The 26010-nt window shown below is 38.6% G+C and carries 25 protein-coding genes; 12 read left to right on the top strand and 13 right to left on the bottom strand.

The window, feature by feature from the left end:
* Positions 1-150 precede the first annotated feature (150 nt).
* From ACY2A0_RS11080 to ACY2A0_RS11070, 3 genes are all read right to left on the bottom strand, one after another.
* Positions 151-2538, bottom strand: a complete 2388-nt coding sequence (locus ACY2A0_RS11080; protein ID WP_461789517.1) for a 3-hydroxyacyl-CoA dehydrogenase NAD-binding domain-containing protein — start codon at positions 2536-2538, stop codon at positions 151-153.
* A gap of 1 nt (position 2539) precedes the next feature.
* Positions 2540-2977: a MarR family winged helix-turn-helix transcriptional regulator gene (locus ACY2A0_RS11075; protein ID WP_113637272.1), complete on the bottom strand. Its 438-nt coding sequence runs from the start codon at positions 2975-2977 to the stop codon at positions 2540-2542.
* A 541-nt stretch (positions 2978-3518) separates the two neighbouring features.
* Positions 3519-5240: a DUF885 family protein gene (locus ACY2A0_RS11070; protein WP_461789516.1), complete on the bottom strand. Its 1722-nt coding sequence runs from the start codon at positions 5238-5240 to the stop codon at positions 3519-3521.
* Positions 5241-5397: 157 nt separating this feature from the next.
* Between ACY2A0_RS11070 and ACY2A0_RS11065 the strand changes: the two genes are divergently transcribed.
* The 4 genes from ACY2A0_RS11065 (at position 5398) to ACY2A0_RS11050 (ending at position 10274) form a co-directional block, all read left to right on the top strand.
* A complete protein-coding gene (locus ACY2A0_RS11065) occupies positions 5398-6531 on the top strand; it encodes a BamA/TamA family outer membrane protein (protein WP_461789515.1) in 1134 nt (377 codons plus the stop codon).
* Positions 6532-6621: 90 nt separating this feature from the next.
* Positions 6622-7389, top strand: coding sequence for a phosphatase PAP2 family protein (locus ACY2A0_RS11060; protein ID WP_461789514.1), 768 nt, complete (start codon positions 6622-6624; stop codon positions 7387-7389).
* Positions 7390-7392: 3 nt separating this feature from the next.
* Positions 7393-8088 carry a VIT1/CCC1 transporter family protein gene (locus tag ACY2A0_RS11055; RefSeq protein WP_461789513.1) on the top strand — a complete coding sequence of 232 codons (696 nt, stop codon included), beginning with the start codon at positions 7393-7395 and terminating at the stop codon, positions 8086-8088.
* An 8-nt stretch (positions 8089-8096) separates the two neighbouring features.
* Positions 8097-10274 (top strand): penicillin acylase family protein, encoded by a 2178-nt coding sequence (locus ACY2A0_RS11050; protein WP_461789512.1) that lies wholly within the window; start codon positions 8097-8099, stop codon positions 10272-10274.
* Here ACY2A0_RS11050 and ACY2A0_RS11045 read toward each other — a convergent pair whose 3' ends face one another.
* The 4 genes from ACY2A0_RS11045 to ACY2A0_RS11030 form a co-directional block, all read right to left on the bottom strand.
* Entirely contained in the window at positions 10275-12443 is a 2169-nt protein-coding gene (locus ACY2A0_RS11045) for a M56 family metallopeptidase (RefSeq protein WP_461789511.1), read from the bottom strand.
* Position 12444: 1 nt separating this feature from the next.
* Positions 12445-12807 carry a BlaI/MecI/CopY family transcriptional regulator gene (locus tag ACY2A0_RS11040; protein ID WP_461789510.1) on the bottom strand — a complete coding sequence of 121 codons (363 nt, stop codon included), beginning with the start codon at positions 12805-12807 and terminating at the stop codon, positions 12445-12447.
* A gap of 107 nt (positions 12808-12914) precedes the next feature.
* A complete protein-coding gene (locus ACY2A0_RS11035; protein WP_461789509.1) occupies positions 12915-13586 on the bottom strand; it encodes a DUF1345 domain-containing protein in 672 nt (223 codons plus the stop codon).
* Positions 13586-14368: an O-methyltransferase gene (locus ACY2A0_RS11030; protein ID WP_461789508.1), complete on the bottom strand. Its 783-nt coding sequence runs from the start codon at positions 14366-14368 to the stop codon at positions 13586-13588. The genes ACY2A0_RS11035 and ACY2A0_RS11030 overlap by 1 nt, the downstream gene beginning before the upstream one ends.
* Positions 14369-14705: 337 nt before the next feature.
* Here ACY2A0_RS11030 and ACY2A0_RS11025 point away from each other — a divergent pair, with 337 nt between their 5' ends.
* The 5 genes from ACY2A0_RS11025 (at position 14706) to ACY2A0_RS11005 (ending at position 18234) form a co-directional block, all read left to right on the top strand.
* Positions 14706-15563 (top strand): transglutaminase-like domain-containing protein, encoded by an 858-nt coding sequence (locus tag ACY2A0_RS11025; RefSeq protein WP_113637261.1) that lies wholly within the window; start codon positions 14706-14708, stop codon positions 15561-15563.
* Between the two features lie 5 nt (positions 15564-15568).
* On the top strand, positions 15569-16456 hold the full coding sequence (locus tag ACY2A0_RS11020; protein WP_461789507.1) for a carbohydrate kinase family protein: 888 nt from the start codon (positions 15569-15571) through the stop codon (positions 16454-16456).
* 27 nt (positions 16457-16483) lie between these two features.
* A complete protein-coding gene (dtd, locus tag ACY2A0_RS11015; RefSeq protein ID WP_113637258.1) occupies positions 16484-16936 on the top strand; it encodes a D-aminoacyl-tRNA deacylase in 453 nt (150 codons plus the stop codon).
* A 553-nt stretch (positions 16937-17489) separates the two neighbouring features.
* Complete coding sequence (locus tag ACY2A0_RS11010) at positions 17490-17816, top strand: nucleotide pyrophosphohydrolase (protein ID WP_461789506.1); 327 nt, start codon at positions 17490-17492, stop codon at positions 17814-17816.
* 49 nt (positions 17817-17865) lie between these two features.
* Positions 17866-18234 (top strand): helix-turn-helix domain-containing protein, encoded by a 369-nt coding sequence (locus ACY2A0_RS11005; RefSeq protein ID WP_461789505.1) that lies wholly within the window; start codon positions 17866-17868, stop codon positions 18232-18234.
* 1 nt (position 18235) lies between these two features.
* Here the strand turns inward: ACY2A0_RS11005 and ACY2A0_RS11000 are convergent, their stop codons facing one another.
* Positions 18236-18628, bottom strand: coding sequence for an HIT family protein (locus ACY2A0_RS11000; RefSeq protein ID WP_461789504.1), 393 nt, complete (start codon positions 18626-18628; stop codon positions 18236-18238).
* An 81-nt stretch (positions 18629-18709) separates the two neighbouring features.
* The gene (gene greA, locus ACY2A0_RS10995; protein ID WP_113637249.1) at positions 18710-19183 is read right to left on the bottom strand and encodes a transcription elongation factor GreA; all 474 of its coding nucleotides are present in this window, start codon (positions 19181-19183) and stop codon (positions 18710-18712) included.
* 710 nt (positions 19184-19893) lie between these two features.
* Between greA and ACY2A0_RS10990 the strand changes: the two genes are divergently transcribed.
* On the top strand, positions 19894-20397 hold the full coding sequence (locus ACY2A0_RS10990) for a hypothetical protein (RefSeq protein WP_461789503.1): 504 nt from the start codon (positions 19894-19896) through the stop codon (positions 20395-20397).
* Between the two features lie 194 nt (positions 20398-20591).
* On the opposite strand, the gene ACY2A0_RS10985 is transcribed toward ACY2A0_RS10990, so the two are convergent.
* From ACY2A0_RS10985 to rsmA, 4 genes are all read right to left on the bottom strand, one after another.
* Entirely contained in the window at positions 20592-21068 is a 477-nt protein-coding gene (locus ACY2A0_RS10985; protein WP_461789502.1) for an OsmC family protein, read from the bottom strand.
* Between the two features lie 93 nt (positions 21069-21161).
* Positions 21162-22091 carry an NAD(P)-dependent oxidoreductase gene (locus tag ACY2A0_RS10980; protein ID WP_461789501.1) on the bottom strand — a complete coding sequence of 310 codons (930 nt, stop codon included), beginning with the start codon at positions 22089-22091 and terminating at the stop codon, positions 21162-21164.
* A complete protein-coding gene (locus ACY2A0_RS10975; protein WP_461789500.1) occupies positions 22091-23242 on the bottom strand; it encodes a S41 family peptidase in 1152 nt (383 codons plus the stop codon). The genes ACY2A0_RS10980 and ACY2A0_RS10975 overlap by 1 nt, the downstream gene beginning before the upstream one ends.
* A gap of 35 nt (positions 23243-23277) precedes the next feature.
* Positions 23278-24054 carry a 16S rRNA (adenine(1518)-N(6)/adenine(1519)-N(6))-dimethyltransferase RsmA gene (gene rsmA / locus ACY2A0_RS10970; protein ID WP_461789499.1) on the bottom strand — a complete coding sequence of 259 codons (777 nt, stop codon included), beginning with the start codon at positions 24052-24054 and terminating at the stop codon, positions 23278-23280.
* A gap of 158 nt (positions 24055-24212) precedes the next feature.
* Between rsmA and pdxA the strand changes: the two genes are divergently transcribed.
* Positions 24213-25292, top strand: a complete 1080-nt coding sequence (pdxA, locus tag ACY2A0_RS10965; RefSeq protein ID WP_461789498.1) for a 4-hydroxythreonine-4-phosphate dehydrogenase PdxA — start codon at positions 24213-24215, stop codon at positions 25290-25292.
* A gap of 11 nt (positions 25293-25303) precedes the next feature.
* A complete protein-coding gene (locus ACY2A0_RS10960; RefSeq protein WP_461789497.1) occupies positions 25304-25915 on the top strand; it encodes a hypothetical protein in 612 nt (203 codons plus the stop codon).
* Positions 25916-26010: the final 95 nt, after the last annotated feature.

Raw genomic sequence — 26010 nt, 5'->3', positions numbered from 1 at the left:
CAAGCACCTGTACAAGCTTATTAATATTCTTACCGGCGAGCATCAAGTATTAAACTACCTGCACCAGCCTTCTATCAGTTCTTTCAATTCATATTGGAGACAATCCGTATCAATTCTTGATACTCGATACTCATATCTCGATACTCCTATTTAATTCCTCAACGGCTTCCCTTTCGTCACTATACTTTGTATCCGCTCTAAAGTTTTTCTTTCTCCGCATAGCGATAAAAAGGCCTCACGTTCCAAATCCAACAGATACTGTTCCGTAACTTCCGTTGGCGCCGACAAATCGCCGCCGCACATTACCCAACCCAATTTCTCTGAGATTTTTTTATCATGTTCCGAAATATAGTTTCCGGCGTACATGCTATTTGCACCTGCGTAAACAATACCCAAACCTTGCTTGCCCAATACCCTGATATTTTTGCGCTGCACTGGTTTAGTGTAACCAGCTTCAGCCAATTCAATAGCTTTGGCTTTAGCATCAGCAATTAAACGACTACGGTTCATGCTAATCGAGTATTTATCTTTTTGCAGATAACCCAATTCAAACGCCTCCACTGCCGACGTAGAAACTTTTGCCATACCGATAGTTAAAAATCTATCTTTCAGCGTATTTTGAACAATCTGATCATCCTTGTATTCATCAGCAGCTCTTAATGCAAACTCCTTGGTACCACCACCGCCTGGAATAACACCAACACCAAACTCCACTAAGCCCATGTAAGTTTCAGCACTAAGCTGTACGTGATCGGCATGCAAACTAAACTCGCAACCGCCGCCCAGTGTTAAATTATGTGGAGCAACTACTACTGGTATAGATGAATAACGGATACGCATAGAAGTATTTTGGAACATCTTCACAGCCATATTCAACTCGTCCCACTCCTGCTCCACGGCCATCATAAAAATCATGCCCACGTTAGCTCCAGCAGAAAAATTAGCGCCATCATTACCAATCACCACGCCACGGTAATCTTTCTCCGCCATATCAATCGCTTTGTTAATTGCCGTTAGCGTATCACCACCAATGGTATTCATCTTCGAGTGGAATTCCACATTCAAAATACCATCACCTAAATCAATAATTGATGCACCAGCATTTTTGTACAGCACTTTTCCGCTAGCTTTTAAATTTTCTAGGACAATAAAATCGGCTGTGCCCGGAATTTCCTTATAGCTTTTTGATGGAATATCGTAATACTTCTTAATGCCGTCTTCAACTTTATAAAACGAAGTATGTCCTGCCGATAGCATTTCAGTTACCCAAGCTGCCGGTTCATTGCCATACTTTTTCATTCCCTCAATGGCATCGGCTACGCCAACAGCATCCCATACTTCAAAAGGACCAAGTTCCCAGCCAAAACCGGCACGCATGGCATCGTCTATCTTGTAAAGCTCATCGGCAATTTCAGGAATACGATCAGATACGTACTCAAACAAACCAAAGAAAGAAGTGCGGAACAATTCGCCAGCTTTATCTTTACCTGTAGCAAAAACTTTCATTCTGTCGGCTACCTTTTCAATGCTCTTCGTCATTTCAAGCGTTGCCGATTTTACTTTCTGCTGTGGTTGATATTCTAACGTTTTCAGGTCAAGCGCCAAAATTTCGCTCTTGCCTTCTGCATTTTTAATTTTTTTATAGAAACCTTGCTTAGTTTTATCGCCTAACCAGTTGTTCTCGGCCATTTTTTCAACGTAAGCAGGCAGTTTGAACAAATCATGCGCTTTATCATCAGGCACATTATCGTACAAGCCTTTCGCTACTTTAATCATGGTATCTAAACCCACCACATCCGATGTACGGAAAGTAGCCGATTTTGGCCTACCCAATGCTGGCCCAGTAAACTTATCCACCTCTTCAACGGTCAAATCCAGTTTCTCAACCGAATGCAGCAACGCCATGATGGAATAAACTCCAACCCTATTGGCAATAAAAGCCGGCGTATCTTTACACAACACGGTAGTTTTTCCCAAAAACTTATCACCATAGTGCATTAAAAAATCAACTACGTCTGGCTTAGTGTGTGGCGTAGGGATAATTTCCAACAACCTTAAATAGCGTGGCGGATTAAAAAAGTGCGTTCCGCAAAAATTCGCTTTAAAATCTTCGCTGCGTCCTTCTGCCATTAAATGGATGGGAATACCCGAAGTATTAGAGGTAATTAAAGTACCCGGTTTACGGAACTGTTCTACCTGCTCAAACACCTTTTTCTTGATATCCAAATTCTCTACTACTACTTCAATTACCCAATCACAGGTGGCAATTTTTGGCATATCATCCTCAAAATTACCGGTGCTAATTTTTTGCACTACCGTTTTTGAATATATAGGCGAAGGATTGCTTTTCACCGCAGCTTGCAGTGCATCATTTACAATTTTATTTTTGTCATAAGGCTTTTGCTCGGCTCCTTCAGGTGCTTTTGCTGCAATATCTAACAACAGTACTTCAACCCCAATATTGGCAAAATGGCAGGCAATACGTGAACCCATAATTCCCGAACCTAAAACCGCTACTTTCTTAATGCTTCTGTTCATACTATTTTTTTGATGGCGCATAAGCCAAGGTTAATTGGTTAATTTTTTCTAAAGTGGCAATCAGCTGTTCTTTTTCCCTCACACTTAATTTAGTGTTAAGGTATTCGTTAAACGAAATCACAACATCTCTGGCTTGCTTTCTTTTTTCTACCCCAAATGGCGTTAAAAACACCTTTACCGAACGCTTGTCGCCCTCCGAGGTTTCTCTATAAATCAACCCCGTTTCCTCCATATTGTTTAGCATCCGCGACAAACTGGTAGCCTTCACACCCAACAGTGCGGCCAAGGCAGAAACCGCCGTGCCATCAGCCTCGATATTGATCAACACATAGCCAATAGCTTGTGTAATACCAAAGCCCGACGCAATTTGATTGTAAGTGTTGGAAACATTTTGCCAAACCACTTTCAAAAAATAATCTACCGTTTCTTTTTGTTTCATTAATTACTATGCTTGCATAACAAATTTATACAATTGATTTTTAGTATGCAAGCAGAATATTAATTTTTATTCGAGATTTTTTATCGGCTACTATTTCTTTTGTTGTTTGCTAAATCAGCGCTCTAGTTTTTTTGAAAAGCAATGGTGGTGGTGCTATTAGCCGAAAGTCCGGCTGTACGTTACAAGTCCGCACTCGTTGCGCTCGCTTGCGGGCTTTTCACTACCATCCGGTTTAGTTGGCAGTTGAGGTAATTCTTTTGATTTTTTCCCCCTCTCTGCCCTAAAGGGCATCTCTCCCAAAGGGAGAGAACTTATAAAGTCGCTTAGGCATCATGCTACTCTCTCCCCCGGGAGAGATCCCGATTTATCGGGAGAGAGGGGAATCAACTAACTAAACGAAAATATCGGAAATCGTTAAAAAAGCTTATCATTCCAACCATCGATCTGGAAGAAGGCTACACTACTCGCTACTCTCTCCCTCAGGGAGAGATCCCGATTTATCGGGAGAGAGGGCAAAGCTTAACCCAAAACCAATAGCTCGTTATTTCACGTCTCCCGCAAACTTCCAATTAGCACTATAGTTTTCAGTAAGTGCATGGTTCAGCAACAATGCCCTAACCATTTCTACAGGCATGCAATTTTCTTTTAATATACGGTCGTGGAAATTAATGTTGGACATTTTGCCGCTCTGTACCAATTCTTTATGCAAGGCTCTAAATTGCAATCCACCTAACATATAAGCAATTTGATACAACGGTCCATAACTGCCGGTAAATGACCTACGCACTTCAGCTTCGGCGTTGGCACGTTCAAAACCTACCCGTTGCACCAAAAAGTCGATACACTGTTTAGGAGTCCACTCGCCCAAATGATACTTGGTAGAGAAAATAATCCTAGCACAGCGGTGCATGCGCCAAAATAACATGCCAATTTTATCTTCGGGGGTTTTAGCAAAATTATTATCCCACAGCAACATTTCCCAATATAGGGACCAGCCCTCCGACCAAAATGGCGTAGCAAAAGTCTTGCGATAAGGCTTGTATCTGTTTTGCATAAAAAATTGAAGGTTATGCCCTGGAATTAGCTCATGAAAAACCACCGCTCTGGAGAAGTGACGATTATTTCCTCTTAGCGTCATCATCTTTTCTTCATCACTCATATCTTCCGTTGGGTAAGCAATCAATACTGATTCGCCTCCCAAAAAGAAAGGTGCAAAACGCTGCTCTTGTGGTGTCAACATCCGCATGCGCCAACCTTCTTTAGCCAGCGCAGGAACTGTAATTAATTTCTGTCGCTCAACAAAGTCAATCGCTTCGTTAGCCAGCTCATAAACCAACTCAGGCTGTTTCCCTAGCGGCGGGTAGGCATTTTTCACTTTCTCCAAGGCCGCTTTCCAATCGTTACCAAAACCCATTTCTCGAGTAGCCTTCGCCATTTCTGCATCACACCAAGCAAATTCCTTTTGCGCAATTGCTGCAATCTGCTCAGGCGTATAAGCAATCATTTCATCTTTCAAACTATTTACAAAAGCTGCTTTTCCAATTGGCCTGCCCACAATACCACTTCCGTCATCGACTGGCGGTGCTTGTTTTAGTAACCTTTCCAAACTCGCTTTATAAACTTTAATAGCATCAAGCACCTTAGCGTAAACGGACTTGGTAGCCTTAGTAAACTGCGGATCGTAACCATCATAAAACTTAAAGGCATCGGTAAATGCCATCGCATACTGATCCACTGTTTCTTTAGCCCAATTTGCTTGAACGAAGGTCAGCGCTAACTTTCCGTTGTCTATCGTTTTAGATGCAGTATTAATTTCATTAATTAGTTTTTCAAAATTGTTTGCCGTAATTGCTCCATCTTGTTGATTACCGATTCTTCTTTTTTGTTCAAAATCAACGATTACAGCCGTGAAAGGAAGCAAGTATTTATTTGCATCAAATTCCTTCCTTGAAATTTCTAAGTTTCGTTGATCAGCACTGATATCTCTTTTCAAAAGCAGGTAATCTACACGCTCATTTGTACTAAGTCTTGAAAAAGTAACCGCTTTAAGTTGCGCCAGCCAATCGGTATAAAATCGCTGCATTCTCAAAAAATATTCCTCTCCAACCTTAATGATGTACTTCCGAGCAAACATACTTTTATCTGCCTGATACCTATTTATATATGGCTGTAGCGAGCTGGCTTCGCTGCTTACGGTAGCAACTTGCGCTTTTACAATTGAACCTAAGCAGCAAACAAACAACAGGAAAAAGATCTTTTTCATAACAAATATTTAGCGTCACAATATAGCAATTTACATCCTTGGAAATCAGTAAAAGTAGCTTTACAAAACAGCTTTACAAGCATCCAAAACATGCACCTATTCGCTCTTAGCTCAACGGTTTCAATCTTCTCATTTAATTTTATTTACTTTGCAGTTCATGAAAAAACTCGCTTTACTTATTTTGGGAATGTGTTTAGCAAACGCCGGTTTTGCGCAAATCAAATTCATCAAAAGAATTTTTTCTAACGAAAAAGATACCACACGCAGGGCGAGTTTTATGCCTATTCCTGTTTTTGGCTATGCGCAAGAAACTGGATTTGAATTTGGATTAGGAAGCATTTACTCCTTTTATGTAGACAAACACGATGTCGCCAACCGAAGTTCTAATTTCTTCGGAGCGGCTTCTTATTCTACCACGGGAACCTACAATGTTACGCTTCGCGGTGATGCTTGGACTAAAAAAAACGGCCTTCATTTTATTGGAGAAGTTAGGTTTAAGGACATGCCTTTTAACTTTTATGGGATTGGCAATGGTACTGTTGAAGCGGATAAAGACAGATTAGTACAGCAAATGACAAAGGTGCTTTTTGATGCAGAAAAAGCTGTTGCAAAGAATACCTATACCGGTTTATCCTTAGGTTTTGAGAACCATCATTTTGCTGACAAAGAAACTGGCGGCATCTACAGTACCAACTCATCAATTTACGATAAGGACGGCGGCAGCGTATTGTTTTTGGGCATATCGCAAAGCTATGACACCCGTAATTCTAACAATTATCCTACAAAAGGCTTTTTCGGTAGAATAAGTTACCAATATGCCCCTGATTTTTTTAGTGGCGACAACTTTACTGGCAGTCAAATTAAGCTTAACCTACGTAATTTTTGGAGCCTCAGCAAAAAGGTTGTACTAGGCGTTCAGGGCATTTATTACACTGTACAAAGTAATGGCAATACCTCATTTTACATGCTGCCGCAATTGGGCAACGACGAAATTATGAGGGGTTATTATGGTGGGCGCTACCGCGATGAGAATCTGTTTGCAGCCCAGGCCGAAATACGCTACCGATTTATGGAACGTTTGGGCTTAGTAGTGTTTGGCGGCGGCGGAAAGGTTTTCGCTAACAGCAGCGCTAATTTGAAAAACTTAAAGCCCAATTATGGCATTGGTGGCCGATATTTTTTCGACCCAGAAAAAGGGCTGAGCATACGTTTGGATTACGGAGTAGGAGAAAAACGACCGAATGAAGAGCGTCAAAGTGGTTTTTACATCAGTTTTGCAGAGGCTTTCTAGTTAGTATTGCTGATATCGCCTTACAACTTATAATGTTTTCAAATAGTCGATTGATGTTGTAGCTGGGCATAAAACAGCTATCTTTAATATGTGATTAGAAAATTCCTTTTCTTAGCTGTTTTACTAACTTGCCCGTACGCACTGTTGGCTCAAACAACTTCAGCGCTCCCCGCCGACAGTAACAAAGTTGAGCATAAAAGCGACGTATACCGCTTTAAACCAAAAAAGCTAATTGTACCTGCCGTTTTATTGGGCTATGGAACCTTAAGTTTAACCTACGAACCTTTAAAGGAACTCAACAGTTCAACACGATACGAAATTAACGAGCACCAGCCTGAAAATTTCACCTTAGATAATTTTACACAGTACGTACCGGCCGCCGCAGTTTATGGCTTAAATGCTTTTGGAATTAAAGGCAGGCACAACTTTGCCGATAGGACTATTATTTATGCCACTTCTACCCTGCTAGCTGCTGCTGTGGTTGTACCGTTAAAAAGGAGCATTCATGAGGTAAGACCAGACAATTCTAACAACCAATCTTTTCCCTCTGGACACACCACTACCGCGTTTGCTTCGGCTCAATTTATGTTTAGGGAATATCAGGAAGAGAATTTTTGGCTCAGCTTATCAGGTTACCCGTTTGCCATTTTTACCGGAGTTTATCGCACACTTAATGACAGGCATTGGGTTGGTGATGTGGTTGCCGGTGCAGGTTTTGGCATCTTGTCTACCGAAGCGGCATATTGGCTATTTCCGCACATCAAAAAATTGCTAACTCGCCAAAATATCAATAATTTGCAGCTATATCCCAGCTACCAAAGTAAAATTTATGGTTTAAACCTCATCAAAACTTTTTAAGCTATGGCACAACAATTCGAAAAGCATTTTGTTAACCGCGTAGGTTGGCTAAGGGCATCTGTTTTAGGAGCAAACGATGGCATTTTATCAACAACGAGTATTGCTATTGGGATAGCGGCGGCTACTACAGATAGAAATACGATTTTGCTAGCCGCGTTGGCTGGTTTGGTTTCCGGTGCATTGTCAATGGCTGCGGGCGAATACGTATCAGTGAGTTCGCAGGCAGATACCGAAAACCACGACTTAGAACGAGAAAAAAAAGAGCTTGCAACTATGCCCGAGGAAGAATTGATAGAGTTGGCGAAAATTTATGAGACAAGAGGACTTACACCCGCACTTGCTTTAGAGGTGGCGCAACAACTGACTGCACACAATGCACTGGAAGCACACGCTAGGGATGAATTAGGCATCAATGAGATTACCGCTGCTAAACCGTTCCAAGCTTCGATGGCGTCCTTTGCCTCTTTTGCTGCTGGCGCATTGCTACCTTTCTTGGTGGCTTTATTGGCACCTGTGAAACAAATGATTTATTTTCAATATGGATTTGCGATTATTTTTTTAACTATACTTGGAGCTATTGCTGCCAGAGCTGGAGGAGCAAAAATCTCTGTAGCTATTGCCAGAATTTGCTTCTGGGGAACCATAGCTATGGCTACTACGGCCGCTGTGGGTCACTTATTTGGGGTCAATGTCAGCTAAATTAAACAATGAAGAAACTAGTCTTACTTTTCTTGCTTCCCTTGCAATTATTTGCTCAACAGCCCAGTTCAAAGGAAATTGGCGACTGGGTAAAACAGGCGCAACGGATTGAAATTATTAGAGACAAATGGGGCATAGCTCATGTGTATGGACAAACCGATGCAGATGCCGTTTTTGGCATGTTATACGCCCAGTGTGAAGATGATTTTAAAAGAATTGAACTGAATTATATTGAAAAACTCGGTCGCCTATCGGAAATTGATGGTGAAAAAAGCTTGTACAACGACCTGCAAATTCGGTTATTGATTGATAGCGTACAGGCAATTAACGACTATAAAAATGCAGATCCGCAGTTCAAAAAAATATTAGATGCCTATGCAGATGGTATCAACTTCTATCTGTATAAAAATCCGAAAGTGAAGCCGCAGTTGCTTACTAAATTTAAACCTTGGTATCCATTTTTGTGGACCGACGGAAGTATTGGCGCTATCAGCACTGCTGATTTAACATTGGCCGAACTTAAAAGCTTCTATACCAATGAACATTTGCCGACAGGCTATATCCCGCCGCTGAAAGACCAGTTTAGTGGCTCGAATGGATTTGCTTTTGCTCCAAAAATGAGTAAAAGCGGCAACGCGATGCTATACATCAATCCGCATACTACTTTTTATTTCCGACCTGAAATACACATGCAAAGTAATGAAGGACTGAACACTTACGGCGCTGTTACCTGGGGACAGTTCTTTATTTATCAAGGTTTTAATGAATTTTGTGGATGGATGCATACTTCCAACAATGTAGATGTTGCCGATGCCTATGCGGAAAAAATCACCCGATTTAAAGACACCTACTATTACACCTACGATAAGAAACTATATCCCATTGGAAAAAGAAAAATAGAGATTAAGTATTTGCAGAACGGCACTTTAAAGACTAAGGTTTTTGATACCTTTTATACGCATAACGGCCCTGTGATGGCTAACAGAGATGGCAAATGGATTAGTTTAAAGCATCAAAACCAAAATCCGAAAAGTTTACTTCAAAGTTGGATACGAACTAAATCTAAAAGCTTTGAAGAGTACCAAAGGGCAATGGATTTGATGGCTAACGCTTCAAATAATACTGTTTATGCTGATGCAAAAGGAAATATCGCCTACTGGCATGGTAACTTCATCCCAAAAAGAGATACTGCATATAACTGGAGCTTACCTGTAGATGCAACTACCTCGGCTACGGCTTGGCAAGGCTTACACCCCGTAAGCGAGAGTGTCCATATCTACAATCCTTCCAATGGTTGGCTACAAAACTGCAATTCTACTCCGTTCACCGCAGCCGGATCAAGTAGCCCTAAAAAAAGTAGCTATCCAGCGTACATGGCTCCCGATGGTGAAAATTTTAGAGGCGTTGCTGCATTAAGATTACTCAACAGGCCAAACAAATACGACTTAGATGATGTGATTACCTTAGGCTACGATACTTATTTGCCCGCATTTGAGGTTTTAGTTCCTACTTTGATTAAAGCTTATGATCAACTTCCAACAGATAACGTACTTAAAACTGAATTGAAAGCGCCAATTGCTGAATTAAAACAGTGGAACTACAATTCTGCGGCTAACTCCATTGCCACTACTTTAGCAATGGAGTGGGCTCCACGTTTAAGCAGAGCAATACAAACTGTTTATATTGATCAGGGACAAAAAGACCAGGTGACCCAAACTATTGAATTTGCTAAAACTGCTAAGGCTGAAACGCTACTACAACCATTAAAAACAACCATTGATGATTTAACCAAACGCTTCGGCAAATGGCAAATGCCTTGGGGAGATATCAATAGGTTTCAACGCTTAACGGGTGCAGTCAACGAAAAATATGACGACGCTTTACCAAGCTTTCCTGTTCCTTATGGATCTGCACTTTGGGGGCAGTTGCCATCTTTTAGGAGCAACCAGTTTGGCACCAACAAGCGATATGGTTACAGCGGTAACAGCTTTGTCTGTGTAGTAGAATTTGGGGCAAAAATCAGAGCCAAATCAATTTTAGCTGGCGGAAATAGTGGCGACCCAAATTCTAAACATTTTAACGACCAAGCTGAAATGTACAGCAAAGGACAATTTAAAGATGTGCTATTTTATAAAGAAGATGTACTCAATAATGTGGAGCGAAAATACAGACCTGGAGAGCTGTAGCTACTTCAAATAATTTTTGGTTTTGTAAGTGTTGTTTGCCAAATCTACCTCAATCACTTCAGCGTCGATTTTGAATTTATCTGCTTCCTTCAAAGTGCCGTAGTAAACAGTTACTAAATTATTAGTGTGGTCAAGAAATATTACTCTTCCTTGTATGTCATATTTTTCTAGCTTAATCTTAGCCTTACCACTAAGTAGCACGTTATTAAGTATTTTGTTGACTTTCACGGAATCGAGAGCTGAGTACGGAATTTTTGTAGTTGCAATGTCCTTACTAAATTCCAAATGGCCTTCATGACCAGGACCGCATATCGCACTTTCCAATTTTCTATCTTTTGCCACTGCGTATTCGTAACCACTAAACGTGTTTTGGGAAGTATTATACATCAGCAGCCTATATTTTTTTGTATTGCCATCTGGCAGATATACAGCTGCATCCGTTGCATTAATTCCTCCCTCTTTAAACAACCTGATGGACTTTGCTTCCATTTTCACACCGTTAACCATAATTACTGCATCCTCCAAATCAGTAATGCCTCTTTTAGGGAACAATTTCTTTTTTGCAAAGGAAACGATGCGCACTTTCGAAGCCAATTGATCAATCTTAGGTTCAAAATCTTTACCATTTTCTTTTTGAAAACCTTCACTTGAATAAAAGCGACTGTATAAGTTCTTATTAATCAACTCATGATTTTTTGGAACACTGTACATCGCAATAAGTTTGCTGCTTAAATAGGTATGATTTGAAATCAGTTTTTCTCCAATAAATTTTACCTCAGCTTCATCACCAATTTTAAAATTAACCGCTTTAGTTTTTAGCTCAGTGACATTGAAAATAAGCGTGTAAGTACCATCGTTTAAATAAATCTTGTTTACATAGCCGCTACTATTTTTTTCTATTTTACTGATTTTACTAGTTGCATACCTTGCCTTGTTACCTTCATACAAAAACGCATGTTTTTCCACTTTGGGTCTCATAACTAATGAATCACCTTTTGCATTATACGCTTGCGACATGGTGTACGTCGGCGTTTCAAAAATCAGGCTCTTATCATCCTTAAACTTAATCGTATTTCTTTTGCCATTGATAACGATGGTTAACTTATCTCCCGTATTGATCTTGATAAAAGGAAACTTTTCAATAATGAAAGTTTGTCCGTTAGCTTTAAAATGAATAAGCTCTGCAAACTTTGATTTCACAGTGATGCTATCAACCACGCCTTCCAATTTTTGACCGATAACAGGATCATTATTATCTTTTGACACTGCAGGTATTTCAACTACATTAACCGTGAAGCCCCAAACCAACACCAAAACTACTGGAAGTACCAGCAAGTAAATTACTTTCTTCATATTATTTGATTTTAAATTGAATAGCATTTTAATACGATCTTTAATTGGGCTTTTAACGAAATTATGAACTAATGCAGATTGAGCCTTATTTTCTACCGCCAAGTGAAGTAATAGAGATGCATAAGAATGTGTGCCAAACGTACTCGAAGTTAACTCGTCTGCTTCGTACTCGTGTACCTGTTCCATTGCCCGTTCCCATAAGTATACCACTGGATTAAACCACAATACTGATTTAGCAAGCACCATCAATAATTTATCTAAAGAATGTAACCTGTTAGCATGCACACTTTCATGCGTTAGTAATACCTCTAGTTCTGCTGGCGTCAAATTGCTTTGGGCAACAAAAACATAATTAAAGAAAGAGCAATTGGTGAAGCCATTATCTTTAGCAACTAACCTTAAGCCATTTGCCAGTTTAATGCCGTGCTTAGTATAGCGAATCAGTTCAGTTAAACGCCATAGCGCCAAACCCAAGGTAAAAATTGCGATGGCAACGTAAATGTAAGGCAGCGCAGCTAACCAATTAAAGCTACTTTCTGCGGGAAATAACTGAACATTTGAATCTACGGGTGCGGCTGCAACCTCTTGGGCAGCGGGCAAAATAAATTCATCTTGCTGAAAAGCGGGCTGTTCCACAATTACAGTTCTCTCAACCGTGAAGTTAAGTGTTGGAATAAGAAAACTCAAGAGTAGCGTGAGCAGCAAATACATCCTGTTAAACCTAAAAAAGGTAAGCCTCCGCAGAAACAAAATATAGAAAGCAAAGAAAAGCACCAAACCTGCGCTTACCTTAAGCAAGTACATTAACACATCCATTTTAAGTATTTTTGTTGATTAGCGCTTTGAGTTCTTCTATATCCGCTTCGCTAAGTTTTTCTTGTTTAACCATAAAAGACAGCAAGCTTTTTGGCGAATTATCGAAGTAACCAGCAAACAATTTTGAAAAGCTAGTTTTAGCATAGTCCTCTTTGCTAATCGCGGGAAAATACTCATAGGTTTTTCCGTAAGCCCTATAGCTCACATAACCTTTTTTTTCCAGCAATCTTACGATAGATGAAATTGTATTGTACGGAGGTTTGGGCTCATCATCCAGCGCATCAATGATATCTTTCACAAATGCACGCTCCAACTTCCATAAAATCTGCATGATACGTTCTTCTGCTTTAGTTAATTCTTCCATAACACTAAAGTTATAACGTATTTTTCAGCTTATCAACTTATTTTTCAGTTATAAAACTTAAAATACAGTTTTAAAATACAAATCATTGATTTTCAATAATATAAAATTTAACCTAACAACCCTGCGATGGCGCTGATGGTAAGCGCTACAATGCAAGTATTAAAAATAAAGGAAATAATGGAATGACCCAGGGTAAGCCTTCGCATTGCTTTTGAAGTGATATTGATATCGGAAACTTGGAAAGTCATGCCTATTACCAGCGAGTGGTACGCAAAATCGATGAAGTTGGGTTCTTCATCATTAGGGAACTGCAAGCCTTTTGCTAGTTGTCCATTTTGGTTATCGTAATACAAATGAGCGTAGCGAGAAGTGTAAATGGTATGTAGTAAAAACCAACTTAGAAACATCCCTCCCATGCTTAGCGAAGCATCAATCCAACTACTATTTGTTTCGGCACCTTTAGCTTTAGCCAAGAGGATGAAAACGGCAAGCAAACCACCAAAAGCCGATAGTAAAACAATTAAAAACATAATGGGCCTACCACCATCTTCAATTGCTGCATGCTGTTTGGTTTGATGCACAGAAGCACCAGCAAAAGTGAACCAACTAATGCCCATTTGCACCAAGCAAAATACAATCCATGCAAACATTAATTGACTAATGAAGCCTTGCAGAAAACTTTGAGCAATAAAAAAGCAACAGATGGCAACCAAAACGCTAATGCTTAGATGCTGTAGGGCTTTTAGTTGCTGAAATTTGCTCAAATCTTTCGATGCCATCAGTATTTTAATTTGAAATGCTCTTTGGCCTGGCCTTTTTTGAAATACACCAAACCTATCCAAAATAAGTCTACAGTTACCGTAACTTTCGGATGATTTTTAATTTGCTCCCAAGCTTTTTTCATTCCTTCGCTCCAGTAAATATCATCAAAAATTAGCAAAGTGTTTTCGGTTATTTTTGGCAAACACCATTCAAAATAATTTAATGTAGCTTCTTTGGTATGGTTGCCATCAATATAAACAAAATCCAATTGTTGGCGCTCGTCAATTGCTTTTGGCAGCATATCGTTAAAGTTGCCTACTTGCAGTTCAATATTATCGAGGCCTAGTTCGTTAAAGTTTTGGTAAGCTACTTCAGCAGTTTGCGGACAGCCTTCAATGGTCAAAATATTGGCCTGCGGCGCCGCCTTTGATAAATAGGCAGTTGTAATGCCCAAGCAAGTACCCAACTCTATTAAATCGTTAGCCTTATGATTTGCTGCTAGGCGATAGATTAACTGTGCCAAACGTGGCGATTTTAATGCGTTTTTAGCAATTTGCGCCACCTTTTTAGTTCTGTTTTTATTGAGATGTGAACCTGCTCCCAAATCAGTTACGGTGATTTGCCTTTGGTCAGCCAAAAGTTTTTTTCGCTGCGCTTCTATGGCTTTGTAGCTATTTTTTTCAGAAAAGTCGTAAATTACCTCATCGGCCAGTTTATAGACAAACGGCGAGTGGGTTCCATGACGTGTTTTTGCGGTAAATTGATGTTTGAGGTAATCGGCGAAAAATTGTAGAACCATGTTGTAAAAGTAGAAAGTTTAAAGTACAAAGTGAAACGCAATGAAATTAGTTGGTTTAGGAAGAAACCTTAATTGCGTTAATTTGTTTTTTGCATTTACTTTGTTAAATAAACCCGATTGAAGTGTAAATACTTTTGTTATGCAGCTCCTTAAATAAGTTGTCATGCTGAGCTTGTCGAAGCATTTGTTGCGATGAAACAGGTTTTGACGATTTTTAGGATGAAACGAGCTTAACAAAAAGATTGAAACGGAAAGCGGGGCTGCTGAAAGCGATGAAATAGCGGATTTGATTTTCAAAAAAATATAGAACACAATAACTGTAAGAAAGGTGTAGCGCATGAATAATGTGGCAGAAATAGATGCTTTAGTGAAACTTTTGGATGATCCTGATGAGGAGATTTTTTTGCATGTGCAGGAAAAACTCTTGGAGTATGGAAATGATGCCATCGGTTCTTTAGAGTCGGCTTGGGAAAAATCGTTGGATACGATGCTGCATGAACGGATTGAAAATATCATCCATCGAATTCAATTTACCAACGTAAAACAAGATTTGAATTTATGGTACCAAAGCGGTGCTTTTGACTTGCTGCAGGGAGCGCTTATTGTCAATCGTTATCAATACCCAGATTTGGATGAGCAGGCCATTATTAATCAAATTGAGGATATTAAACGGGATATATGGGTTGGCTTGCAGTATGAAATGAGCTCGATAGAAAAAATTAAGCTGATTAACCACGTGTTTTACAACCAATACGGTTTTAGCGGCAACACGAAAAACCATCACGATCCACAAAATTCGTATTTAAACCAGGTGATGGACAGTAAAAAGGGCAACCAAATTTCCTTGGCCATCATTTACTCCACCATCGCTCAAAAATTGGATATTCCTGTATACGGCGTTAATTTGCCACAGCATTTTATTTTGGGCTATATTGACGAGAGTAATCCCGACCGCGAGCAAGCGGTACTTTTCTATATCAATGCGTTTAACAAAGGAGCTATTTTTGGAAAACACGATGTTGATCAGTTTTTAAGGCAGCTGAATTTGGAACCTCAACCTGGCTTTTACTCGCCCTGCAGCAATGCGGAAATCGTAAGGCGCATTATCAGAAACCTGGTGTCGGCCTATGAAAATTTAGGCGCTGCCGAAAAAGTAGAGGAGCTAAAAGAACTGCAGGAAATATTAACAGACTAAACTTAATGGAGCATAACGCTTTTACAACTAAAAGTGCCATTTGCTATGGCGAGGTTTTGTGGGATAATTTACCTACTGGGCGCTTGGCAGGCGGGGCACCTATGAATGTTGCCTATCATTTACGTAAACTTGGGATTGATGCTTCGCTCATTAGCAGCGTTGGAGCCGATGCAGCGGGAAAGGAATTGCTGTCATTCGTTTCATCAATAGGCATCCCCACGGCTAACATACAAACCGACGCGAAACACGCAACTAGCGAAGTAATAGCCGAGGAAAAAGCAAACAACGAAATGGTTTACACCATCAGCTATCCTGTAGCTTGGGATTTCATAACACCAGATAAAAATATAAAGCCGGCAACTGATGATGCTTTTATATTCGGGAGCTTATCGGCTAGGAATGAGGTAAGCAAAAATACCTTACTAGAATTATTGGAGGAGTCGAATTTTAACGTTTTCGACGTTAACTTAAGGGAGCCACATTACAAACAAGCTACCATTGAGCAGTTACTTGATAAAGCCAATTTGCTGAAGTTGAACGAAAATGAAATTGTGATTTTAGGGCAATGGTTCACAACTCATGTCGCTGAAAAAGATATCGTACTCTCGTTAATTGAACAATTTGATATTGCCGAAATTTTGATTACCAAAGGCGCTGAAGGAGGAACTTACTACGACCATACGCAAATGCTCAACTATGCTGCTGAAAAGGTAAAAGTTGTAGATACGGTTGGCAGTGGAGATAGTTTCTTGGCCGCTTTTTTAAGTAGGAAATTAATGGGCAAGGAATTGGAAAGTTCGCTTCATTTTGCCTCAAAATTGGCTGGCTTTGTCACTTCGCAAAAAGGCGCCTGCCCTCCATACGATATTGATGAGGTGTGGGCTAAATCGTAATTCTAAAATCTAAACTCGCAAATTAACATGAGAGCTGTAATACAACGTGTAACAGAGGCTAGCTGCAAAGTTGAAGGGGAAATTACTGGCCAAATTACTAATGGCTTTTTGGTATTATTAGGTATTGAAGATGCCGACAACCAAGAAGATTTGGAATGGCTGGCACAAAAAATTGCTAATATGCGTGTTTTTGGGGATGAAAATGGCTTGATGAATAAATCACTCGCTGATATTGACGGCAATATTTTGCTCATCAGCCAGTTTACCTTATTTGCAGCAACCAAAAAAGGTAACCGACCAGGTTTTACTAGAGCAGCCCGACCAGAAAAGGCTATTCCGCTTTACGAGGAAATGAAAAAGCAACTGAGCAACCTGATAGGCAAAGAAGTGCAATGCGGCATTTTTGGAGCAGATATGAAAATTAGCTTGCTAAATGACGGACCGGTAACTATTTTAATGGATACCAAGAATAAGGAGTAAACTATTTTAAACCGCTTTGCATAAATAATCGAGCAGAAATTGTATAACACCACGTAAGACACCCAAGAACATCTTAGTTGTGATGTGCATGCTACTCAAGTGGACTAAGGTGTCTCAGGTGGTTAATTTTGAACCGATATTGTATAAATAATTGAGCAGGAATTGTATAACACCACTTAAGACACCGAAGAACATCTTAGTTGTGATGTGCATGCTACTCAAGTGGACTAAGGTGTCTCAGGTAGTTAATTTTGAACTGATATTACATAACTAATTGAGCAGGAATTGTATAACACCACTTAAGACACCGAAGAACATCTTAGTTATGATGTGCATGCTACTCAAGTGGACTAAGGTGTCTCAGGTGGTTAATTTTGAACCGATATTGTATAAATAATTGAGCAGGAATATTTATCCACCGCCTAAGATACTTATGAACACCAAAGAACCAACCGATGAAGCTTCATCTATCAATTATCTCATTATCCTATCATCTCATCAGCCAATTATTCAAAACTAATCACCCGATCATTAAAAATTCACTCATTCAAAAATGACTATTACCGAAGCGCAACAAATTATAGATCGTTGGATCAACACCACTGGAATTCGTTATTTCAACGAGCTCACCAACACTGCTATTTTAATGGAGGAAGTTGGCGAAGTAGCCCGCATTATGGCCCGTCAATACGGCGAACAATCTTTTAAGAAAAGTGACGAAGAAATAAATTTAGCAGATGAAATGGCCGATGTACTTTTTGTATTGATGTGTTTAGCCAATCAAACAGGCATTAACTTAGAAGAGGCTTTGGCGAAGAATTTGGAAAAAAAATCTATCCGCGATGCGGAAAGGCATAAGAATAACGAGAAGTTGAAGTAAGATAAAGTCGGCGGATATAACAATTAAAGATTGTTCAACAATTTGAGATATGAGAAAAGGAATTCAAACGGAAAAACAGTATAGCGCCACTTGTCAAAGAATTAAGGAATTGCTGAAAGTTGTGAATAATGAGACCTCGGAGGACGATCAAGACTTTATTGAGTTAGATTTATTATCGGATTTGGTTTATGAATACGAACAAATCCATCATGAAATTAAGCAGCCGACACTTGCCGAAGTAATTAACCTAAGAATGTTTGAAATGGGTTTAACGCAAGAAAAACTATCAAAGCTTTTGAATATAAGCCCTTCCAGAGTTAGCGAATATTTGTCCGGCAAAAGTGAGCCAACATTAAAGAAAGCCAGAGAGATAAGCAAAAAGCTAAATATTGACGCTAATATTGTGTTAGGAGTTTAATTTAAAGTTCCGCCTTTATTTTCGCAGCCACCTCTGCTAGCTCTTCCTGGCTCAGTTTTAGCTTTGGATTAGCGAAGTTCATATCATTCATGGTGTTGATAGGAATTAAATGTACATGAGCATGCGGCACTTCTAATCCAATTACAGCTACTCCCACTCTATCGCAAGGAAATGCTTTTTTAATCCCTTCGGCAACCTTTTTGGCAAACAACATTAAGCCTTGGTACAAATCATCATCCAAATCAAAAATGTAATCCACTTCTTTTTTAGGAATTACCAAAACATGCCCATAAACTAGCGGACTAATATCCAAAAAAGCTAAATAATCTGCTGTTTCAGCAACTTTGTGCGCAGGAATGTCACCTGTTACTATTTTTGAGAAAATGCTTGCCATAAAATGATTTTTAATTTTAAGTAATACGTTATACGTAGACCATGCAAACGTAAAACGTATTACTTATTACGTACAACGTAATTATCTAGAGATTTCCAGAATTTCGAACTCAATTTTGCCTGCAGGCACTTGAATTTCAGTTTTATCTCCAACAGATTTACCCAACAGACCTTGAGCAATGGGTGATTTTACAGAAATTTTTCCTGATTTTAAATCAGCTTCACTTTCTGCTACTAACTGATAAGTCATGGTAGCACCGTTTTTAACATTTTTTATTTTAACAATCGAAAGCGCCAACACTTTCGACAAGTCTAATTTCGATTCATCTAACAGTCTAGAATTAGCCAAAACTGTTTCCAATTTTGCAATTTTCGCCTCATGCAAACCTTGAGCTTCCTTAGCTGCATCATACTCTGCATTTTCCGATAAATCGCCCTTATCCCTGGCCTCAGCTATCGCTTTTGCAATTGCCGCCCTACCTTCAGTCTTTAACTGATGTAATTCTTCTTTAAGTTTATCTAACCCTTCTTTAGTGTAATAGGTAATTTCTGCCATAGCGCTATTTCTTTTCTTTAATCCTATAAAAAACAAACAAGACTACACGGGTTGTTAAACCTACATAGTCTTGCGCTGTTAAAAACGAAGATATAAGCCTTAAATCAAAAAAGCAAATAAAGCGTTTAAATTTTAGTTCAACTTAGGAGAGATTGACAAAAATCAAAATCATATTTTTTTGGAAAGCAAGCTCAGTGATTATGGCTTCTACAATTAACAAATGGATTTATTCGTAGTACAGCTCTTTAAGAACTTTGCGTAATCCTACTTTTAACGCAAAGTTTTTTGAAGTATTCGCAAAGCACGCCAAGAATTCACGCTTTCTATACATGAAAATTAAGAAAGCCCAATTAGTGAAATTTAGCTACTTGTGGATTAAAAATCCGCCGATAGGGCTTCGCAATTTCAAATTGCTAAGAGCATAGATTGTAATCATTTTAGCTTCAATACTATATATATTCGGACAACTAAGATACCCACAGAACATACTTCATTTTTCAGCTCTAACCTATTTCTATATATTAATTTTAAAAAGCAAAGTCAAACATTTTTAGAGTTAATCACTCAAAAAACGAGTATACAACTTACGTATATTTGAGTGCCCTAAGTAATTCGTTATCGAATCCGTAGATAATCTTGTTGAAGAAATTATTGTGGCCAGCGCAGCCGAAAACTGCAATTTGAAAGAGTAGGCAAATAATTAAAAACTTATGAAATTTATTTTCACAATCTTTATTGCATTAATGACATCTTCTGTTTTCGCTCAAGCAAATTGTCAAAACATATCACAGGAAAATGAAAAACTCAAAAAACTACTTTCACTTTACAATGGTCATAAAGTCGAGGTTGAACATGACATCGAGTTTTCATTTTTTAAAGTTGTTGGAAACATTAAAGATCAATCTATTTGGGTAGAATTTTTAGTAAAAAATATTGATCCAATCCATAAGCAAATTATTTTTGACGACATTGATTTTATCGACGAACAAAGTACATCTCATGGCGGCAGCGCTATAAAGTTTGGAAATAATTATGCTTCTTCTTATAACACAGCTTTTTCTCAAGTTCCAATTAAGGTGACCGCAAAAATTACACAGGTAGCTCCTTCCACACTCAGCTATATAAAAACAATTACGATTAAATTTAGAGATTATAACGATGCTTTTAAATACTACAATGTTGCAATTACTGGTGATAAAATAGACTGGAAATAGCTATTCTGTTACAGACTTCGATTCGGAAAACCTATGAAGGATTTTAAATTTTCAAGCACTTACACCTTTCCGACTGCAGATTGAAAAGTAAGAGCCGGGAAAAGCTGACCGTTAAATTTCTTACTGAAAGCAAAACACGTACTGCGCTCCTCTCCCCACTCAGGGGAGAGATGCAAAAAGCAGAGAGTATCTAATTATCCACCAATAGCAGTACAAGTAACTTTATGCTTTACTGGAAAGTTCAACGAGCTTGCAATAAAGCACATCCTATTTGCTTCTTCATGTAAAGAATTTGCCCATGAGATATCTTCCGGTCTGGAAATCACCACTTCAGGGCGTAACAAAATCTCTGTAAATTTTCCACTGCCATCAGGATTTTCAGTCATGGTACCTTTGGCCCTGTCTTTATATTCAATTACTACAATACCATTTTTAGAACACAAATGCAAATACCATAACATATGGCATGAAGATACCGAAGATAACATCAAATCTTCAGGGTTGTACATGGATTTATCGCCTAAGAAAATAGAATCTGAAGAACCGTGTATCGGGCTTTTACCATCAATCTCCACCACAAAATCTCTATCGTACGAACGGTAATCCATTGTACCTGAACCTTTATTGCCAATCCAAGATAAATTGGTTTCGTAAATATGCTGCTTTGCCATAATAGATTTGCGTATTGAGATATGAGATTTGAGACATCGTCCTCATTTCATATCAGGCCTTAAAATGTTTTGTTTATAGCAGCAATTTAAAAATTATTCGTTGATTTTAGCCAGTTTTTCCGCTAAAACCTCAGAAATTTTACGGTATGAATCGAAAGTCCAGCCGGCAATGTGTGGCGTTAAAATTACTTTCTCATTGGTTTTCAGTGTTTCATACCAACCTTGTTCAGCCAAAGTTGGAAATTTTTCTTTCTCTAGCACATCTAATCCAGCACCTAAAATTTTGCCGTTGCTAAGGTTGTTCAGCACCGCTTGCGTATTTACAATTTCACCGCGAGCAGTATTAATGAAGAAAATGGGCTTTTTAAAATGGAAGAAATATTCATCATCAACCATTTGCTTCGTTTCATTGGTTAATGGAATATGTAAACTTAATACATCACTGTATTTTACAATTTCCTCCATGCTTACTTCACGAGCAAACTCATCGCTAAAGCCTGTTTTGTATTTATCGTAGGCAATTACGTTAACCCCAAAACCAGCAAGCTTACGGGCAAAACTTTGCCCCATAAAGCCGTAGCCGATAATACCTACGGTTTTGCCTTTCAATTCGTAACCGCGATTACCTTCCCTATCCCAAACGCCATTTCTAATTTCTAGATCGGCTTTGCGAAAGTTATTCATTAATGAAAGCAACAAACCCACTGCATGCTCACCAACAGCATCCATATTACCTTCGTTAGCGGCTAAAAGTGCAATACCTTTTTGCTTAGCAATGTCGATATCGATGTTATCCAAGCCAGCTCCGGCCCTAGCCACAAACTGCAGTTTCGGTGCTACATCAAAAAGCTCTTGATCTATCCTAAACTTGGTGCGTACCGCAATGCCCTCATAGTTCTTTACCACATCCAAAGTTTCTGCTCTGGTAATCTCTAGTCTATCATCAACCTGATAACCTAAAGCTTCTGCTTTCTCTTTAAAAATGGGATGTAAATCGTCTACTATTAATATCTTCTTGCTCATTAATTAAGATTTTTATTGATATAATCTAGGGTTTGCTCAATCCAATCGCTTTTGTTCGGATCTAATTTCACATCTGGCTCAACACCCAGGTTTTCAAAGGGCAAATCTATTTTATCAAAAGTATCTGTTGGATAAAAGCGAAATTTGCAATTGGGCAAGGTCAGCGTGTTTCCGTAATTGCTCCCAAAGGCTAACGTACCAATTGTAGTTTCGCCCAGCGTTAGTACATTTTTCCTACCCTTTAACCTTACCAGAAACTTCTCCGCATTACTGGCGGTTCTTAAGTTTTGTATGATAAAAACTTTGCCTTTGTAGCTTTTAATGAGGTCTATAAATTGTTGAGAAACCCTGAAACCACCACCAGAATTATTCCTTACATCAACAATCAAGTTTGGTGCATTCAAAGAATCTTTTATTTGCTGGAAGAATTTACTCGCTGTTGCAATATTGGCATTATCAGAATAAAAACTACTTAGCCTTAAATAAGCTACGTGATGCGATATCTTTTTAAATTCGAAATTGTTCTTGCCTATTTTCAGATTTCCAAAAGTAGGCCTTGTTGTCTTATAAAGGTTAATGGTGCTGAAATTGCCATCTATATGCTTTATATTTCTGGAAAGTACAAAACCTCTATTGCCGTTTAACAATGAAATAAAATCTAACGACTGATGTGGAGTTTCAATGATAAATCCAATAACCGTCTTGGTTTTCAAATTCAAAACCGAATACTCATTGTCAGTATTTTTAACAACTGCAAATTCATGGCTATCAACATCATAAATACCTTCTAAGCTTTCCAGAGGTTTTTGGCTTAGCACTTGCTTTAAAGAATCGGTATTTATTTTTAAAATGATTGGCCTAGGTTTTAGGTTGGTATCAGCCACCTTATAAAAACCCAAATGATTGTCTTTTATTGGCGCAATAAGCTGATATAGTTTTTTATAAACAATTAGCTCGTTGGTATCTGCAAGATTATTTTTTAATCCTTGGTAGATTTCAACGTAGCTTTTATCATTTTTTAGCTGATTTCTATAGGATGGCGTTTGCTTAATCGCTTGATATAGGTATTCTAAATCTTCAATATTTTTAGATTGTTGTGCCGTAGCGCTAAAACCAGTGATTAGCAGCAGTAAATAAATCAATTTCTTCATTACTAAAAGACGTATATCAAACCGTTATAGTTGCATCACCGTGTAGCTACAAAATTGGTTAATTCCACAAAATCTTGTACGCTTAAGGTTTCTGCTCGTTTCTCATAAAATGGATGTTCGCCCAGCCTATCTTTAGGTACAACAGCAGAAAGCGCATTTCTTAACGTTTTCCTGCGTTGGTTAAACCCGGCTTTTACCACTCTCCAAAACAGCTTTTCATCGCAATCAAGCGTTTCAACAGCGTTTCTAGTTAATCTAATGACTCCCGAATTCACCTTTGGTGGCGGATTAAAAGTACCTGGCTTAACCGTGAACAAATATTCTATATCGTAATAAGCTTGAATAAACACACTTAAAATGCCATACTCTTTCGTTCCAGGCTTAGATGCACAACGTTCCGCCACTTCTTTTTGGAACATGCCTACCATTTCTACCACATTTTGACGGTTCTCCAAAATCTTAAATAAAATTTGAGATGAAATGTTGTAAGGAAAATTACCGATTACAGCGAACTTACCCGGAAAAATATCAGCAAAATTGAGCTTCAAAAAATCGCCATTTATTAAACGATCTCCCAATTGGGGATATTTTTCCTGTAAAAAATGAAAAGATTCGGTATCGATATCAATTAGAAAAGTTTGTAAATCTTCGCGTTTTAGCAAGATATCAGACAAAATTCCCATTCCGGGACCAACCTCCAACACTTGGTTGTATTTATCCGTGTGAATTAGGCCATCTACTATTCGTTGTGCAATGTTCTTATCCGTTAGAAAATGTTGCCCTAAATGCTTTTTCGCTTTTACTAAACTCATGTAACAAAGGTACGTTTTTATGAATTACGATTTTAGATTTACGAATTACGATTGCCTAGATAAAAGCTCAATTTGTTTATCAATAAACACTTTGTGTTCTTTGCGTCTTTGCGGTTCAACTTAATAATCGCTATTTTGCGCTAAATTTAAACATCAACATGAGTAACAAATTGAAGATAGGCATAAGTATTGGCGACACAAACGGCATTGGTTTAGAAGTAATTTTAAAGACACTTGCCGAGAGCAAGATTTTAGATTATTGTACACCAATTGTTTACGGCCACACTAAAGTTGCCTCTTTTCACCGCAAAGCTTTACACTTGAGTGATTTCATGTTTAATGTAGTTCAGAATGCAGAAGCAGCCGTAGCCCATAAGGTTAATATGATTAACTGCTGGGAAGAAGACGTGAAGATTGAATTAGGCACAGCTAACGAAACTGGCGGCAAATACGCTTTACTTTCGTTGCAAAAAGCTACCGACGATTTAGTTCGCGGAGCAATTGATGCTTTGGTTACAGCACCTATCAACAAAAATAACATCCAATCGGCGGATTTCAATTTCCCTGGACATACCGAATACCTACAAGAACGAAGCGGCAGTAATGATGTACTGATGTTTTTAGTGAGCGATAGCTTGAGGGTAGGCGTAGTTACAGGCCATATTCCGGTAACAGAGGTAGCGCAAAGCATTACCAAAGAAAAAATAGTGAAGAAACTTCAGCTTATTAACGAGAGCTTGAAGAAAGATTTTTGGATTGAGAAACCGAAAATAGCCGTACTGGGTTTAAATCCACACGCTAGCGACAATGGCTTGCTGGGCAACGAGGAAGCAGAAATTATTTCACCAGCTATTCAAGAGGCTTTTGATAAGGGTATTATTAGTTTTGGCCCGTACCCTGCTGATGGCTTTTTTGGAAACGGTACCTACAAACAATTTGATGCCGTTTTAGCGATGTACCACGATCAGGGTTTGATTCCATTTAAAACCATTGCCTTCGAAACAGGTGTAAATTATACCGCTGGACTGAAATTCGTTCGTACCTCTCCAGATCACGGTACTGGTTATGGCATTGCGGGCAAAGGTCAGGCAGATCCTACTTCATTTATGGAAGCTTTATTTGCGGCGATACATATCGTTAAAAACAGGAGAGAACAAGAAAGCTTATTGCGTAATCAGCTAAGAAGCGGGGGCAAAATCATTGAAACCGCAGGTGATATTAAAGATGATGCGAATTAAGATGTTGTAAAATGGCAGTTCGATTGTTTTTGTTATTTATTTCATTGGTAGCACTAACTGAACATGTTCTTTCGCAAGAAAAAGTCGTTAGACCTAAAAAAGGCATAATTACATTCTTTTCAGAAACCTCAGATTTAAGTCTTTCATATCAGCATATTTTTAGAGATAGTATAATTGTAAGTTCCCAAAAGATACAAGGAATCTGGGCGCATGACTTAATTAACACAAATAAATCAACTTACACATCCGTAGATGATAGCACCACGTTAGTATTGGAAAGCAATCCAATAAAATATGAGTATTCATTCGAAAACAATCCAAAGGTTGTAGAGTATCGAAATGAATATAAAATAATCAGCGGATACAAGTGTTTTAAAGTTGTTTACGAACAACTTCTAGACAGCACCACCATAAGAGATAAAAATATCACACCTCCTGAAATCGGATATACTATAAAAAAAGAGTTCTGGGTTACCGATAAAATTAAAACAATGTTTAATCCTGTGTGCAGAGAAAAAGTGATACTGGAAAAATATTACCCTTTAGAAATTCACTACAGTGACACTTTATATCCAAACATCACGCTTAGTTATAAACTGAAATCAATTAGCATTTCAGAATAGAATCGCAACTTTTAGTGAAATTTATTCCCATCTTACTTTGTTTATTATCACAATTCATTAACCAAAAAATTCACGCTTCGTAGACTGGCAATACA

This window comes from Pedobacter sp. (assembly GCF_965249885.1).
Lineage (GTDB): Bacteria > Bacteroidota > Bacteroidia > Sphingobacteriales > Sphingobacteriaceae > Pedobacter.
This window is presented reverse-complemented; position numbering and strand designations above follow the sequence as displayed.